Source organism: Streptomyces griseoluteus (assembly GCF_004784465.1).
Lineage (GTDB): Bacteria > Actinomycetota > Actinomycetes > Streptomycetales > Streptomycetaceae > Streptomyces > Streptomyces griseoluteus.
Genome location: NZ_SRRU01000012.1, coordinates 34,770 through 49,675 on the forward strand (window position 1 = coordinate 34,770; position 14,906 = coordinate 49,675).

The following is a 14,906-nucleotide window of genomic DNA, read 5'->3' on the forward strand; positions in this document are numbered from 1 at the left end:
TCGCTCACTCCTGGTCCCCCTTGCCGTCCTCGGGCGCGTACTGCTCCGGGACCTTCGGCGGGGCCAGCAGCTCGGCGGCCGCCTGCTGATAGCGCAGCACCGCCTGTTCGGCGACGCGCAGGTCGCAGGGCGCGCTCCACAGCATCCGGCGGGCCGCGTCGTACCGCTCGATCAGCAGCCGGTCCTCGGCCAGACCGTGCCGGGTGACCTTCGCCCGGTAGGCGTCCAGCCGGCCGCGCAGCTCGGCGCGGACCGCGAGCGGCGCGGTGACCGCCGTCAACGACTCGCGGGCGCGCAGCAGTTCGTCCTCCGCCCGCTGCTCGAGCGACTCCAGCAGCGGGGAGAGACGGTGCCAGCGGGCCTGGCGGCGGTACTCGGCCGCCGTCGCCAACTGCTCCTGGAGCACGGTCGGCGGCCCGCTCACCACAGGCACCTCGGTCGCGGCGATCTTCGCCAGCACCTCACCGCGCGCGGTACGCGCCTCGGCCAGGGTGCGGTCGGCGCGGGAGAGCACGTCCCGCAGCCGGATCAGCCGCTCCTCGGCGTCCTGCCGGACGGTGAGCACCGCCTCGATCTCCCGGCGCACGTCCTCCAGCGCCCGCGCCTCCCGGTCGTACACCGTGGTGTCCGGGCGCCCCCCGCCGGGCGCCGAACCGCCCCCGGCCGGCACCCAGTGCGCCAGCGGGTCGCGGACGACGTCCTCACGCAGCTCGGTGAGGGTGCGGGTGATGCCCTCCAGGTCGTCGCCGGAGGGGTGTTCGCCCGGGCGGACGCCGACGGAGTGGGCCAGCCGACGGGTGCGCTGGAGTTCGGCGGCGAGCAGGTCGATGCGGGCGGGCAGCGCCGACCACACGGCGTCGGCGGCCACCACCATGTCCAGCGAGGACGCGTACAGCTCGTTCATCCGGTCCACCAGCGCGGCCAGCGTGAAGCTCTCGCTGAGCACGGCCGGCCCCGAGGCGCCGCCCGCCACCGTCACCGACTCCCCGCGCAGCAGGCCGGTCAGCTCCACCAGGTCCTCCCGGCTGGACCAGCGGCGCCGGGAGCGGATCTCGCGGGCCCGGCGCAGCGCGTCGGTGTACGCGTCGAAGCAGGTCCACAGCAGGGTGATCGACGCCTCCGTGGCGGCCCACCGCTCCTTTGTCACACCGGTCAGCTCGGCGCCCTCCAGCAGGCGGCGGCCGGCGTGGTCCTGGAGCGCGAACAGCGAGGTCTCGATGGCCTCGTGCTCCTGGCCGAGCCGCGCCAGCGCACGGTCCACCTCGTCCCGGTCCATCACCGGCCCGGCGGGGTCCGTGACGCCCATCGATCACCTCTCGCTGCTGTGTGGTCCATCCGGCCCGTGCGTGCTTGCTTCAGCTCTCGCGCAGGTACTTCGGGGCGGGCGGTCTGGAGGACCGCGCGTCCTCACCCAGTGTGGCCGACAGCCACTTGTCGTACGACGCCTGCCAGCCGTCGGCCCGGTAGTCCACCAGCACGCGGTTGACGCGGCGTACGAGGTCGGTGGCGTCCTTCTTCATCGCCACGCCGTAGTACTCGGTGGTGAACGGCTTGCCCAGCACCTTCACCGTGGGGTCCTGCGCGGCCTGGCTGGCGGCCAGCGCGCCGTCGGTGACCACCGCGTCCGCCTCGCCGAGCTGGAGCCTGACCAGGCAGTCCAGCTGGTTGGGCACGGTCGCGGAGAAGTCCGTGGTGGCGGGCAGCGCCTTGCGCTCAAGGTCCGCCTTCAGCTTGCCGTAGGCGGTCGAGCCGGCCGCCGTGCAGACCTTCTTGCCGGCCAGCGTCCTGTCGTAGCCCTTGATGCCGGAGGCGTCGGGGACGAGGAGCTGCTGGCCGGTCTTGAAGTAGGGCGCGGAGAACGCCACGTCGCGCAGCCGGTCGCAGGTGATGGTCATCGTGCGGACCACCATGTCGACCGTGCCGTCCTGGATCGCGGGGATGCGTTGGCTGGTCGGGATCGCCTTGAACTGGACGTCGTCCGGGCTGCCGAGGATGTCCTTGGCGATGCGGCGCACCAGGTCGATGTCGAAGCCCTCCAGCTCCGCGCCCTCGGTGCCCGGATTGCGGTAGCCCCAGCGGTAGCTGTTCTGGTCGATCCCCACGATCAGCTTGCGCCTGTCGCCCTTGCGGGCCTTGATGGCGTCGATGGTCGGGCCGTCCGCGCCGGAGGGGGGAGGGGTGCGGTTCTGCGCCGACGGCTCCTCGCAGTCGTCCGCGCGGGCCGGGCTGCCGGTCACCAGGCTCCGGCCCGCCGGTGCCGCGCCGGCCGCCGGGTGCGCCTGGGTACGGGGGAGCAGCATCACGAACGCCAGTGCCAGCGCGCACAGCACCGCCATCGCGCCGACCCCGCCCCAGCCGCGCAGCCGGGTGCGCATCCGCGCCGCCTCCATCGCCTGGCCCCCTGTCACCGGTACTCCGAAAGCCTGCGCCCGATGCCGTACACCGCGCCCGCCGCGCCCAGGACGCCGAGCACCGCCGCGCCCTCGGGCAGTCCGGCCATGGCGTCCCGGCCGTCGGCGGCAGCCCGGTCGAACTCGGTCTGCTCGTGGCCGAGGGCGCGGGTCAGGCTCCCGTCCACGCCGTCGAAGGCCGCGCCGGTGGTGTCGTCGGCGCCGATCACCTGGTCCAGCGCGCGCTGGTAGTTGCCCCGCTCGTCCTCGGTCCGGGCGGTGCCGTGCCGCTTCTTCCACTCGGCCGTGTCGTCCAGGGCCGAGTCCACCGGTGCGCCGCCCCTGGCGTCGTCGGCGAGCCGCCGGGCCTCGGTGAGGCGGGCGTCCAGGGCGGCGAGGTCGCGGTCGAAGGCGTAGTAGTACGCGTCCTGCTTGGTGCCGTTCACCTCGACGGTCTCCGCTCCGCGCGCCACCAGGCTCAGGTTCTCGTTGCCGCGCGCCTTCAGGGCGGCGATCTGGGCGTTGTGCAGCACGTTCAGTGAGCGGATGCCGTGTTCGTAGGAGCCGAACAGCCCGGAGCGGGCCACGGTGTGGCCGACGACCAGCCACAGCAGCACCACCACGGTCGCGGCCGAGGCGGCGACCAGACCGTGGTTCAGCACGCGGTTGGTGCGGCGGAAGTCCCGGTACTGGGCCAGGCCCAGCGCGGCCAGCGCGAGCAGGCCCAGCGCGATCGCCGCCCAGGGGTAGGGAGTGGCGTCCGCGTAGTCGGCGTCCAGCCGCTGGTTCTCCTTGGTGTACAGGTCCTGCGCGGCCGGGAGCATCTCCGTCTGCATCTTCTCGTTGGCGTACCGGAGATAGGCGCCGCCCACCGGGTAGCCCTGGCGGTTGTAGACACGGGCCCGCTCGACGAGCCCCTTGTACTCGGGCAGCAGCCGGTTCAGCTTGCGGACGGTGGCCTCGGAGGCGGAGCCGGGCTCGGTGTCGGCGGCAGCGCGGACCAGGCCGGAGGCGGCGGTACGGATGTCCTCCTCGTACCGCTCCCGGTTCGCCGCGCTCTCCCTGGGACCCGCCAGAAAGCCGGTGGAGGCCGCGGTGTTGGCGTCGGCCAGCGAGCGGTAGATCGCGGCCGCGCCCGAACTGAGCGGCTGGCTGCGGGTCAGCACGTCGTCGGCGGCGGTCGCCCGCTCCCCGCTCTGCCACGCGGTGACGGCGCCGAACGCGACGACCAGCAGGGCGAGTACGGCCCCGATGACCCGCAGCCGCCCCGGCTCGGTGGTCGCGGCGTCCCGCAGCCGCTCGGCCCCCTCGGCGAAGGCGGTGCGCCGCGCGGGAGGCAGGCCGGACGGGCCGCGCTGGGCGGGGATGGCCGTGGTGACGGGTGGTGCGAACGCGGCTCTGCTCTGCGGCGGTTGTGTCACCTGACCTCCCCCATGGTCATCCGTTGGCCGCCAGTATCGCCGCCCGCGTCCCCCTCCGCACCAGCCTTCACCGCATCTTGATCGGATCGGGGCGCGAAGCGGGCTCTACCCCCTCTGTCCAGAAACACGCGGAGTCAATCACGTTGGTTCCCCCGGCCGCTCCCGTAAGGGGTGGTTCAGGCGACGCCCGGCTCCCACGTCAGGCGGGCCCGCTCCAGGGCCTCGGGGGTCGCGCCCAGGTGGTCGAGGCCGAGGAGGGCGGCCCCGAGGACCGGGGGAGCGGTGACCAACTGGGGCTTCCCGAGCGGGGCTCGGGCGGCCAGGCGGGTGCGGATGCCCTGGTCGAGCTGTGGGTGGCCCGCTGCGAGGACGCTGCCGCCGAGCAGGACCGGGGTGGGCTCGGTCAGGAGGTCCAGGCGGGTCAGGGCGACCGTGGCCATCAGGGTCACCTCCTCGGCGAGGCGGTCGATCAGGGAGCGGGCGACGGGGTCACCGCTCGCCGCCGTGGCGAAGAGGACCGGGGTCAGCTCGTGGCGGCGGGTGGGGGCGAGCCGGCCCAGGTGGAAGGACTCGATCAGGGCCCCCGTCGTGGGCAGGCCGAAGTGGGCCGGGAGGGTGCGGGCCAGCTCGGTCGGACCGCCCCGGCCGTCCTCCGCGCGGGCGGCGTGCCAGAGGGCCTCCTCGGCCAGGCCCCAGCCGCCGCCCCAGTCACCGGAGAGCCGGCCGAGGGCCGGGAAGCGGGCCGTACGGCCGTCGGGGCGCATGCCGACGCAGTTGATGCCGGCCCCGCACACCACGGCCACGCCCCGCGGCTCTGCCACCCCGGCGCGCAGGATGGCGAAGGTGTCGTTGCGCACCTCCACCGAGGCGCCCCAGGCCCGCTCGGTCACCGCCGCCGCCAACTGCTCCTCCTCCACCGGGAGATCGGCGTTGGCCAGGCAGGCCGAGACGTGCGAGACGTACGGCACCCCCGCTGCGGCCAGCGCCCGCTCCACCGGCTCGGCCAGCGCCTCCAGCGCCCGCTCCACGCCCACCACCGGGGGCCGGAAGCCGCCGCCGCGCGCGGTGGCCAGCACCTCGCCGGCCGCGCCGACCACGGCCACGTCGGTCTTGCTGTTGCCCGCGTCGACGGCGAGGACGGTCCCGGTCAGGCCCACGCCAGATGCTCCCGGTTGTGCGCGAGGAGGAGGTCGGTGAGCGTCTCGGCGTACGCGTACTGGCCGACCAGCGGATGCGCCAGCAGGGCCCGGAACACCCGGTTCCGGCCGCCGCGCAGGGCCGCGTCCAGGGCGAGTTCCTCGTAGGCCGTCACGTTCGCCATCAGCCCGGCGAACAGCGGGTCGACGCCCGGCACCGGGAGCGGCTTCGCCCCGGCCGGGCCGACCGCGGCGGGCACCTCGATCACCGCGTCGTCGGGGAGGAACGGCAGCGTGCCCCCGTTGACCGTGTTCACCACCTGGTACGGGCTGCCCCCGCCGCCCAGCAGGGCCGCCGCCACGTCCACGGCCGCCTCCGAGTAGAAGGCCCCGCCGCGCCGGGCCAGCAGCGCGGGCTTCTCGTCCAGCGCCGGGTCGGCGTACATCGCCAGCAGCTCCCGCTCCAGCGCCGCGACCTCGGCCGCCCGTGAGGGCTTCACCCGTTGCTCGCCCACCACCTCGTCGTGCAGGTAGTAGTACCGCAGGTAGTACGACGGGATCGCGCCCAGCCGCTCCAGCAGCGGGCGCGGCAGCCGCAGGTCGGCGGCGACGGCGTCCCCGTGCTCGGCCAGCAGCCGGGGGAGCACGTCCTCGCCGTCGGGGCCGCCGAGGCGTACGGCGGTCTCCCAGGTGAGGTGGTTGAGGCCGACGTGGTCGAGGTGGACCTCGCCCGGCCCGGTGCCGAGCAGGGCGGCGAACTTCCGCTGGAGCCCGATCGCCACATTGCACAGGCCGACCGCGCGGTGGCCCTCCTGGAGCAGGGCACGGGTGACGATGCCGACGGGGTTGGTGAAGTCGATGATCCACGCGTCCGGGTTGGCCCGCCGCACCCGCTCCGCGATGTCCAGCACCACCGGGACCGTGCGCAGCGCCTTGGCGAGGCCGCCCGCGCCGGTCGTCTCCTGGCCCAGGCACCCGCACTCCAGCGGCCAGGTCTCGTCCCGCTCGCGCGCCGCCTGCCCGCCCACCCGGAGCTGGAGCAGTACGGCGTCCGCGCCCGTCACCCCGGCGTCCAGGTCGGAGGTGGTGACCACCCGGCCGGGATGTCCCTGCCGGGCGAAGATGCGGCGGGCCAGGCCGCCCACCAGCTCCAGCCGGTCCGCCGCCGGGTCCACCAGCACGAGCTCGGTCACCGGCAGCGTGTCCCGCAATCGCGCGAAGCCGTCGACGAGTTCCGGGGTGTAGGTCGAACCTCCGCCGACCACGGTCAGTCTCACGGGCGACTCCCTCGCGTACGACGGGCTCCTCGGCCAGCAGGAACCTAGGCGCAGGCGGGAGAGTCCGTCAACGACGCGCGCCCCCGCGGTTCGTACCGTGGGGGCTCGCTCGGGGGCCGCTACTTCACCGGAGGCTTCGGCGTGGTGAGGGGGTTGGTGGCCAGCGACTGCGGGGAGGTGGCGTTGTTGAACGCCGAGGGCGCGGCGACGCCGGCCGAGGGGTCGGGGGTCACGTCCTCCGGGACCACGGCCGTGGCACCGCCGATGATCGGGATGCTCGCCCTGTCGAAGGCCCGCTTGATCCGCCAGCGCAGCTCGCGCTCGACCGACACCGACTTGCCCGGCATGGTCTTGGCGGAGACCCGGATGACCATGGAGTCGATCAGCACGCTGTCCAGGCCCAGCACCTCGATGGGGCTCCAGAGCAGCTCGTTCCACGGCTCCTCCTTGCCCATCTTCTCCGCGACCTCGTCCAGCACGGACTTGACCTTGTCCAGGTCCTCGTCGGCGCGGACGGTGACGTCCACGCCCGCCGTGGCCCAGCCCTGGGACAGGTTGCCGATGCGCTTGACCTCGCCGTTGCGGACGTACCAGATCTCGCCGCTGTCGCCGCGCAGCTTGGTCACGCGGAGGCCGACCTCGACGACCTCGCCGGTGGCCACCCCGGCGTCGATGGTGTCGCCGACGCCGTACTGGTCCTCGATGATCATGAAGACGCCGGACAGGAAGTCGGTGACCAGGTTCCGGGCGCCGAAACCGATCGCCACACCGGCCACGCCGGCGGAGGCGAGCAGGGGGGCCAGGTCGATCTTGAAGGTGGAGAGCACCATCAGGGCGGCCGTGCCGAGGATGGTGAAGGACGCCACCGAGCGCAGCACGGAGCCGATGGCGGCCGAGCGCTGACGGCGCCGCTCGTTGTTGACCAGCAGCCCGCCCAGCGGTGACTGGTCCACCGCCTGCACGGTGCGGTTCATCCGCTCGATCAGCTTGGTGATGGCCCGGCGCACGACCGCGCGCAGCGCGACGGCGATGATCACGATCAGCAGGATCTGCAGGCCCATCGCCAGCCAGGTCGACCAGTTCTGCTCGACCCAGGTCGCCGCGTTGGCCGCGTTCTCCTGGGCGTCCTGGAGCGAGGGCACGGCCGGGTCCGAGCCCGATGGCGAGGGAGACGGCGAGACTCCGGCGGCCAGCAGGGCGGCAGGCAGGGACACGGCGGGTACCTCCATGGTGCTGCGGTCCGCGCCGGCGGGGGCGGGCAAGGTCACGGAATGGTCACCGGGCGGACAGAACCACCACACTAACGGGGCATCGCGCGCCTATTCGCCGCTTCTCCGGAGGCTCCCTGCCCCGCCCGCGCCTGAACAGGCCATGGGTACCGGACGGCTCCGCTCATGTGGTCGAAAACACTTCGAGCCCGTTACCGGCACATGGTGGCGCTCGGAGCAGGCATGAGGGGAGACTGAACCAGATCGTCCCGGCGCGAGCCACGCGCCGCCGACGCCCAAGGAGGCCCCTGTGCCGCATGTCCTGGTCCTCAACGCGTCGTACGAGCCCCTCGGCGTCGTACCGCTCCGCCGCGCGCTCGTCCTCGTCCTGGAGAACAAGGCCGTCTCCCTCGAGGAATCCGGCGCCTATCTGCACAGCGCGTCCGTCACAGTCCCCGCACCCAGCGTGGTCCGGCTCAAGCGTTTCGTGCGGGTTCCCTACCGGGGGCCCGTTCCACTCACCCGGCGCGCGCTGTTCGCGCGGGACGGGGGCCGGTGCGCGTACTGCGGTGGCGTCGCAACCAGCGTCGACCACGTCATCCCGCGCTCACGCGGGGGCAAGCACGTCTGGGACAACGTGGTGGCCTCCTGCCGTCGCTGCAACCACGTCAAGGCCGACCGCCACCTGGTCGAACTCGGCTGGCGCCTGCGCCACCAGCCGGCCCCGCCCACCGGCCTGGCCTGGCGCATCATCGGCACCGGCCACCGCGACCCCCGCTGGCTCCCCTACCTCCAGCCCTACGGCGCGGAGGCCGCCCTGGCCCGGATCGACGGCATCTCGGCCTGACGCCGGGCGCGCCCCGGCCACGGGGTGTCAGCCGCCGGGCCTCGCGCCCCGGACGGCGTACAGCGCGGTGCCCAGCGCGAAGGCGGCCAGCGCGGCGGCCCAGGCACCCGGCTGCGCCCCCGGCTGCACCGGCCACGCCCACACCGTGGCCGCCCGGCCGCGCGCGCCCGAGGAGGCCAGGTAGGCGGCCGACACGTAACCGAAGGCGGGCAGCCAGCTCAGCCGGGCCCCGAGGACGACGGCGGCGAGCGCCACGATCCCCACGCAGCCCAGGATGTTCCGGATCATCGCCGGGGCACCGAACGTCTCCGCGTGCCCGGCGACGGCCACCGGCAGCACCGCCGAGGCGAGCGCGGTCAGCGCGAGGAGATGCGCCAGCCGCCGGGGCCACCAGGGGCGTACGGCCGTGCGGTCCAGCTCGTCGGAGTCGGAGCGCAGGCTCGCCCCGATCACGGCGGCGGCCAGCAGCGGGGCGAGGGCGACGACCGGCACCCGGCGGCCGGGGTCCAGGTAGGCGTCCAGGGCCCCGGCCGCCCAGACGGCGAAGCCGGTGGTCGCGGCGAGGGCCGCCAGGGTCTGGGGGAGGGCGCGGGAACGGGCATAGAGCGGGAGGCCGGGGTTCACAGGGACGGCACCCCCTCGGCGTCGCAGGCCGCGCGGGCCGCGAAGTAGGCGGAGAGCCAGGTGCGGCGCCGCTGCTCGTCCATGCCGGCCAGCTTGGCGCGGGCGGCCTGGCTCGCGCGGAGGCGGGCACGCGCGGCCGCGTCGCCCTTGGCGTCGTCGGCATCGAAGTCGCGTTGCAGAGGGCTCGGCGCCAGGTACGCCTGTACGGCGTCGTCCGCGAGCAGCACCCGCTCGGGCTCCTTGCCGCAGTCGCCGCGCAGGGACGCCACCGCCTCCCACGCGTACTGCTCCGGTTTCATCAGCCGCCCGCGTACGGCGTACCAGCCGAACGGCGTCAGCATCGGCAGAGCGGCCTCGTCGGCGCGCGGCTCGGTGCCCCGGTCCGACCAGCGGGCCGGGAGACTGCGCACGCCGTGCAGCTTGCCGGTGACTCCGGACAGGGCCGCGCGGACCTGGGGGAGCATGCCGGAATAGCGGGCGTTGACGCAGACGGCGGGCGTGGTGGAGGTGTCGCACACCTGGCGGTGGGCGAGCGGGTCCGGCCGCCACGGGCCGCTCCCGGTGGACAGCAGCAGCGCCGCGGCCAGGGCGGCGGCCAGCGGCAGCAGGGCGGTGGCCCGGCGCCGGGCCGCGTACGCGAGGGTGAGGGCGAAAGCCAGGCCGAGTGTCCAGGCGGCCATGGCAAGCGGCTGCCACCACACCGGCCAGAAGCCGTCCACGGCGGGCACGGCCGGGTTGAGCGGGCTGACGGCGTCCTGGTAGACCGCCGTCCCGAGCCCCGCGTATCCGGCCACGCCCAGCAGGGGGGCCGCGAGCGGGGTGCGGGCTGCCCGGCCGACGACGTGTCCCACCAGCGTCGCCGCCATCAGCGCGGCGGTGTCTCCCGGCACAAGGCTGAGATACGGGTGGTCGCCTCGGACGTACGGCCAGCTGGTGAGCGTCGTCAGGCCCACGGCGAGCAGGTAGCCGACGGCCACCCAGAGCGCGACCGGCAGGGCGGAGACCAGCAGCCTGGTGAGCGGCGCGCGGACCGCCGTATCCCACAGCTCCTCGGTACGACGCCGTCGCTCCCGGCCGCCCTGCCAGCAGCCGGCCGCGGCGGCGAACGGCAGGGCGATCACCAGCGCGGTGTGGAGCTGGGCGGCGGTCTTCGCCCAGTCGCCCTGCCAGGTGTCGGCGGACGGGGGCAGCAGCGCTCCGAACAGCAGTAGCACCGCCGCCCCGGCGAGCGGGGGAAAGCCCCGGAGCGCCTCGGCGCGCAGGGGATGGCGGGTGCGGGCGGGTGCTTCCGGCGCGGCCGGGACGGTGGTCGTGGTCATCACACCGTCTCCCGCGCGTCCGTGACGCCCCGCGCCCGGTGTGCTCGCAGCGCCGCCGTGTAGCCGCGCTCGATCGGATGGTCGCCAGGGCCGTCGGAGGTCTCCCCGAGCCGGGTCAGGGCGGCTGGGGTGCCCCGGTAGGCGATCCGGCCCTCGTCCAGCAGGGTGACCTCCGTGCAGGCGGCGGCGACGTCCTCCACCAGGTGGGTGGAGACCACCACCGTGGCCGAGGTGCCCAGTTCACGGAGCAGCTCGCGGAACTCCACCCGCTGCTCGGGGTCGAGCCCGGCGGTGGGTTCGTCCAGCAGGAGCAGGCTGGGGTCGTTGACGACGGCCTGGGCGATGCCGACCCGGCGGATCATGCCGCCGGACAGCGTCCGCATCTTCGCGTCGGCCCGGTCCGCGAGGCCGACCCGCCGCAACGCCCGCTCCACGGCGGCCGGCACCCGGTCGGCCGGGACCTCCTTCAGCCAGGCCACGTAGGCCACGAACTCCCGCACGGTGAAGGCGGGGTAGAAGCCGAACTCCTGTGGTAGATAGCCGAGTCGGCCCCGTATCCCGGAGCGCTCGCGCGGGCTGTCGCTGTTCCGGCCGAGCAGCTCGACGCGGCCGGCCGAGGGACGGCCCACGGTGGCGAGCACGCGGATCAGCGAGGTCTTCCCGGCGCCGTTCGGCCCGAGCAGGCCGTGGACGCCGGCGCCCAGCTCCAGATCGACGGAATCGAGGGCGACGGTTCTGCGGTGCCGGACGCACAGCCCGGTGACGCGGACGGACAAGAGGGCTCCTTGAGTCAGTGGGTGCGGTCGTACGCGGTGCGGCGGGCCGCCAGCAGCAGGGCGCTCAGGGCGACCGCGGCCCCCCAGGCCGACTGGGCCGGTGCGCCGTCGAGGCACCGGGCCAGCCGGGCGCCGATCTCGTCCGGCGACGGCGCGAGCACCGCGCACAGCCAGCCGCACGCCGTCACGGCGGACGCGGTACGGAATCCGGTGAGCGGGGCCAGCGCCAGGGTGGCCAGTGTCAGCGCCAGTCCCGGCAGCAGCCACGCGGCGGCGGCCGGTGCGCCGGAGGCGGGCAGCAGCAGCCCGGTGAGGGTCAGCACCGGCAGGCTCACGGCGAGCACGCCCGCCGTCCGGGTCAGGGCCAGCCGGAGCCCGCCCCCCGGTGTGGAGGCGGCCAGCTCGTGCAGGGGGTCGGCGTGCGGGCCGTAGGACAGTGCGACCCCGGCCACCGGCACGACGGGGGCGAGCGCCAGCAGCAGCGTCCGCGCCTCCGGGGCGCCCCGGAACTGGCCCAGCAGCAGCGCGGCCCCGGCCACCACCAGCAGCGCCGCCGACCAGGCACCGCGCACGGCGGGCCCCGCCGCCCACAGCAGCCGGGCGAACCGGGACACGGGAACCTCCCGTACGGCGGAGGCCAGCACCGCGGCCCGTACGTCCGCCAGCACCGCCCCCGCCGCCGTGGCCCTTACCGCCGCCGAGACGCGGGACGCGCAGTCCGCGCAGGACTCCAGGTGCCTCTCCAGGGACCAGGCGTCCGGCTCCGGCAGGGAGCCGGCGGCGTACCGGGCGGCCTGGGCCTCGCTCGTGTGCCACTGCCTGCTCATGCCGGGCCTCCCAGCGGGGACGGGTTCAACTGGGCCAGCGCGGCCCGCAGTTCGGTACGGGCGCGCCGGGCGCGGGACTTGACGGTGCCCTCGGGTATGCCGAGCAGCCGGGCCGTCTCGCGGGTGGTCAGGCCGTCGACCACGGTCGCGCGCAGCACCTCGCGCAACTCGGGGGAGATGCGGTCCAGGGCGGTGCCGACATCGCCGTACTCCAGGCCGGCCAGCACCCGGTCCTCGGCGGACGGCACGGCCGCCGCCTCCGCCTCCGGCGCGCCCCGCGCGGTGCGCTCCTGGGCGCGGCGGGCGTCGACCAGGCGCCGGGCGGCGATGGTCCACAGCCAGCCGCCCGCCTCCGCGCCCCGGTGTCCGGCGGCCGAACGCCACACCGTGACGAAGGTGTCCTGGAGCACCTCCCGGACCACCTCCGGGTCGGCGCAGCGCCGGGTCAGCCGGGCGTGCAGCCAGCCCGCGTGCCGGTCGTACAGGTCGGCGAGCGCCGCCTGGTCGCCCGCCGCGACGGCCCGCAGCAGGGCACCGTCGTCCTTCTCCCGGTGGCCCCCCATGGGGCGGAACAGTCTCACACCCCCTCTATCGTCCCGCCCCCGAGCGGTGGATCACTCTCCCGTGCGGGCGTGGCAGCCGTGTGTCTGGGTAGGGCTGGGTAATCCGGCAAAACGCACCCGCCCCCCGTGACCAAGGAGGCTCCCGTGGCCGCAGCAGCTCACCTGTTCCTGCCCGCCCAGTGGAAACCCGACGCGGAGACGCCCGCCGACTGCGCGTTCAGCGCGGAGAGCGCCTGTGTGGAGGCCCCGCTCACCAGCGAGCCCCCGCTGCCCGGCGCCGAGCCGCTGACCAGCGAGCCCCCGCTCGCGGACACCGTCCCGCTCACCGGTGACGCCGACTCCGTCCCGGTCCGCTTCGGCCCGGCCGAGTAGATGGCCGCGGCGCTGGACGACGACGAGCTGCGCGCGCTCGCGGAGCTGCACGGCGTAGCCACCTCCTACAGCCCCTCCCCGGAGATCATCGTCGCGGTGCCCGCCCCCGCCGTGATCGCCGCCCTGGCCGCCCTGGACATCGACGCGAGCACCCCGGACGCCGTCCGTGCCGCGCTCGCCGAGCGGGAGCGCGAGCTGCGGGAGCGGCTGCTGCCGCCCACCGTGGTCCGCTGGACCGGCCAGCCCGTCGCAGGCACCGGCACCCCCGCCCTCCCGGACCCCTTCGACGTCCTGCCGCCCGGCACCCGGATGGAGATCGACACCGAGCAGGGCGAGCGGCACACCTCCGTCGACGACCTCCCGACCGGCGTCCACCACGTCACCGTCACCGCCCCCGACGGACGCACCGGCCACGCCCACCTCATCGTCGCCCCTGAGCGCCTCCCCGCCCCGGCCGGCCGCTCCTACGGCCTGCTCGCCCAGCTCTACTCCGTGCTCTCCCACCGCTCCTGGGGCATGGGCGACCTCGGGGACCTCGCCGAGCTGGCGGCCTGGGCCGGACGGACCCACGGTGCCGGATTCGTGCAGGTCAACCCGTTGCACGCGGCCGTACCCGGCGCCCCCACCGACCCCTCCCCCTACCGCCCCTCCTCCCGCCGCTTCCCCGACCCGGTGCACCTGCGCGTCGAGGACGTCCCGGAGTACTCCTACGCCGAGCTGAACCCCCGGCTGCGCGAGCGGGCCGAGCGGCTGCGCGCCGACGTGCTCGACAAGGGCGCCCTCATCGACCGTGACGCGGTGTGGGAGCTGAAGCGCCAGGCGCTGGAACAGGTCGTGCGGGTCCCGCTCGGCCCCGGCCGGCAGGCCGCCTACGACGCCTTCCGCGCCGAGGAGGGCCAGGCGCTGCAGGACCACGCCACCTGGTACGCGCTGGCCGAGGAGCACGGCCCGGACTGGCGGACCTGGCCCGAGCCGCTGCGCGACCCCCGCTCGGCGGAGACCGCGCGCGCCCGCGCCCGCCTCGCCGACCGGGTCGAGTTCCACACCCGGCTCGCCTGGCTCACCGACGGGCAGCTCCGCGCCGCCCAGCGGGCAGCCGAGGAGGCCGGGATGCCGATCGGGATCGTGCACGACCTCGCGGTCGGTGTGCATCCGGTCGGCGCCGACGCCTGGTCCCAGCAGGACCACTTCGCCGCCGGGATGTCGGTCGGCGCCCCGCCCGACGCGTTCAACGCCCGCGGCCAGGACTGGGGCCTGCCGCCCTGGCGCCCGGACCGGCTCGCGGAGTCCGGCCACCTCCCCTACCGGCTGCTGCTGCGCGCCCTGTTCCGGTACGCGGGCGCGCTGCGCATCGACCACGTGATGGGCCTGTTCCGGCTCTGGTGGGTCCCCGAGGGCAGCCCGCCCACCGACGGCACCTACGTCCGCTACGACGCCGAGGCGATGCTCGCCCTGCTCGCGCTGGAGGCGTCCCGCGCGGGCGCGCTGGTGATCGGGGAGGACCTGGGCACCGTCGAGCCCGGCGTACGGGAGACGCTCCAGCGGCGCGGGGTGCTGGGCACCTCCGTGCTGTGGTTCGAGCGGGACTGGACCGGCGACGGCCGCCCGCTGCCCCCGGAGAGCTGGCGCGAGGACTGCCTGGCCACCGCCACCACGCACGACCTGCCGCCCACGGCCGCCCGGCTCACCGGTGAGCACGTGGACCTGCGGGAGAAGCTCGGCCTGCTCGTCAAGTCCGGCGCCGACGAGCGGGCGGACGCGGTCGCGGACACCGCCGAGTGGCTGGCGCTGCTGGGCAGCCTCGGGCTGCTGGACGCCCCGGCCGCCGGGCCGCCCGGCAGCGACGAGGAGGCTGAGATCCAGGGCTTCCACCGGTTCCTGCTGCGCACCCCGGCCCGGCTGGTCGGCATCTGGCTCCCGGACGGCATCGGGGACCGGCGCCCGCAGAACGTGCCCGGCACCTGGGACCAGTACCCGAACTGGCGCCTGCCGGTGTCCGATCCCCAGGGGCGCCCGGTGCCGCTGGAGGAGCTGACGGCGTCCCCCAGGCTGGGGGCGCTGCTGGCCGCGGTGCGGACGGGGCTGGGGCACAGCGGGCCCTGAGCGGCCGTCGAGGCCGCGCGTACGGCACCCCGGACGCGCGGCC

Annotated in this window: 14 protein-coding genes; 3 read left to right on the forward strand and 11 right to left on the reverse strand. The window is 75.2% G+C overall.

Translation table 11 applies throughout. From position 1 onward, the window contains the following. Positions 1–4: 4 nt before the first annotated feature. From E5082_RS28120 to E5082_RS28145, 6 genes are all read right to left on the reverse strand, one after another. Positions 5–1,306: a coiled-coil domain-containing protein gene (locus E5082_RS28120; RefSeq protein WP_135794067.1), complete on the reverse strand. Its 1,302-nt coding sequence runs from the start codon at positions 1,304–1,306 to the stop codon at positions 5–7. A 49-nt stretch (positions 1,307–1,355) separates the two neighbouring features. Continuing rightward, complete coding sequence (locus E5082_RS28125; RefSeq protein ID WP_135794151.1) at positions 1,356–2,390, reverse strand: glutamate ABC transporter substrate-binding protein; 1,035 nt, start codon at positions 2,388–2,390, stop codon at positions 1,356–1,358. A 14-nt stretch (positions 2,391–2,404) separates the two neighbouring features. Next, positions 2,405–3,811 (reverse strand): hypothetical protein, encoded by a 1,407-nt coding sequence (locus E5082_RS28130; protein WP_190045196.1) that lies wholly within the window; start codon positions 3,809–3,811, stop codon positions 2,405–2,407. Between the two features lie 176 nt (positions 3,812–3,987). Then, complete coding sequence (locus E5082_RS28135; protein WP_135794068.1) at positions 3,988–4,968, reverse strand: N-acetylglucosamine kinase; 981 nt, start codon at positions 4,966–4,968, stop codon at positions 3,988–3,990. Then, positions 4,959–6,224 (reverse strand): 6-phospho-beta-glucosidase, encoded by a 1,266-nt coding sequence (locus tag E5082_RS28140; protein ID WP_135794069.1) that lies wholly within the window; start codon positions 6,222–6,224, stop codon positions 4,959–4,961. Before E5082_RS28140 ends, E5082_RS28135 begins: the two co-directional genes overlap by 10 nt. A 119-nt stretch (positions 6,225–6,343) precedes the next feature. Beyond that, positions 6,344–7,453 carry a mechanosensitive ion channel family protein gene (locus tag E5082_RS28145; protein WP_167514164.1) on the reverse strand — a complete coding sequence of 370 codons (1,110 nt, stop codon included), beginning with the start codon at positions 7,451–7,453 and terminating at the stop codon, positions 6,344–6,346. A 289-nt stretch (positions 7,454–7,742) separates the two neighbouring features. Here E5082_RS28145 and E5082_RS28150 point away from each other — a divergent pair, with 289 nt between their 5' ends. After that, positions 7,743–8,279, forward strand: coding sequence for an HNH endonuclease (locus E5082_RS28150; protein WP_031182313.1), 537 nt, complete (start codon positions 7,743–7,745; stop codon positions 8,277–8,279). Between the two features lie 27 nt (positions 8,280–8,306). On the opposite strand, the gene E5082_RS28155 is transcribed toward E5082_RS28150, so the two are convergent. The 5 genes from E5082_RS28155 to E5082_RS28175 are packed head-to-tail and all read right to left on the reverse strand — an operon-like array spanning position 8,307 to position 12,388. Next, positions 8,307–8,903, reverse strand: coding sequence for a hypothetical protein (locus tag E5082_RS28155; RefSeq protein ID WP_135794071.1), 597 nt, complete (start codon positions 8,901–8,903; stop codon positions 8,307–8,309). Beyond that, positions 8,900–10,222: a hypothetical protein gene (locus tag E5082_RS28160; RefSeq protein ID WP_135794072.1), complete on the reverse strand. Its 1,323-nt coding sequence runs from the start codon at positions 10,220–10,222 to the stop codon at positions 8,900–8,902. The genes E5082_RS28155 and E5082_RS28160 overlap by 4 nt, the downstream gene beginning before the upstream one ends. After that, positions 10,222–10,998 (reverse strand): ABC transporter ATP-binding protein, encoded by a 777-nt coding sequence (locus tag E5082_RS28165; RefSeq protein WP_135794073.1) that lies wholly within the window; start codon positions 10,996–10,998, stop codon positions 10,222–10,224. Before E5082_RS28165 ends, E5082_RS28160 begins: the two co-directional genes overlap by 1 nt. Before the next feature lie 14 nt (positions 10,999–11,012). After that, positions 11,013–11,825 (reverse strand): zf-HC2 domain-containing protein, encoded by an 813-nt coding sequence (locus E5082_RS28170; protein ID WP_135794074.1) that lies wholly within the window; start codon positions 11,823–11,825, stop codon positions 11,013–11,015. Then, positions 11,822–12,388: an RNA polymerase sigma factor gene (locus E5082_RS28175; protein ID WP_135794075.1), complete on the reverse strand. Its 567-nt coding sequence runs from the start codon at positions 12,386–12,388 to the stop codon at positions 11,822–11,824. The genes E5082_RS28170 and E5082_RS28175 overlap by 4 nt, the downstream gene beginning before the upstream one ends. Positions 12,389–12,532: 144 nt before the next feature. On the opposite strand from E5082_RS28175, the gene E5082_RS28180 reads away from it, so the two are divergent. Both E5082_RS28180 and malQ read left to right on the forward strand, forming a co-directional pair. After that, positions 12,533–12,760: a hypothetical protein gene (locus E5082_RS28180; protein WP_135794076.1), complete on the forward strand. Its 228-nt coding sequence runs from the start codon at positions 12,533–12,535 to the stop codon at positions 12,758–12,760. Beyond that, positions 12,761–14,863, forward strand: a complete 2,103-nt coding sequence (gene malQ / locus E5082_RS28185) for a 4-alpha-glucanotransferase (protein WP_135794077.1) — start codon at positions 12,761–12,763, stop codon at positions 14,861–14,863. It abuts the gene before it with no gap. The last annotated feature ends 43 nt before the right edge of the window (positions 14,864–14,906 follow it).

Bases quoted from the DNA above. Each gene is read 5' to 3' on its own strand.
- E5082_RS28120 (WP_135794067.1), bottom strand. From the start codon at position 1,306: ATGGGCGTCACGGACCCCGCCGGGCCGGTGATGGACCGGGACGAGGTG.
- E5082_RS28125 (WP_135794151.1), bottom strand. From the start codon at position 2,390: ATGGAGGCGGCGCGGATGCGCACCCGGCTGCGCGGCTGGGGCGGGGTC.
- E5082_RS28145 (WP_167514164.1), bottom strand. From the start codon at position 7,453: ATGGAGGTACCCGCCGTGTCCCTGCCTGCCGCCCTGCTGGCCGCCGGA.
- E5082_RS28160 (WP_135794072.1), bottom strand. From the start codon at position 10,222: ATGACCACGACCACCGTCCCGGCCGCGCCGGAAGCACCCGCCCGCACC.
- E5082_RS28170 (WP_135794074.1), bottom strand. From the start codon at position 11,825: ATGAGCAGGCAGTGGCACACGAGCGAGGCCCAGGCCGCCCGGTACGCC.
- E5082_RS28175 (WP_135794075.1), bottom strand. From the start codon at position 12,388: ATGGGGGGCCACCGGGAGAAGGACGACGGTGCCCTGCTGCGGGCCGTC.
- malQ (WP_135794077.1), top strand. From the start codon at position 12,761: ATGGCCGCGGCGCTGGACGACGACGAGCTGCGCGCGCTCGCGGAGCTG.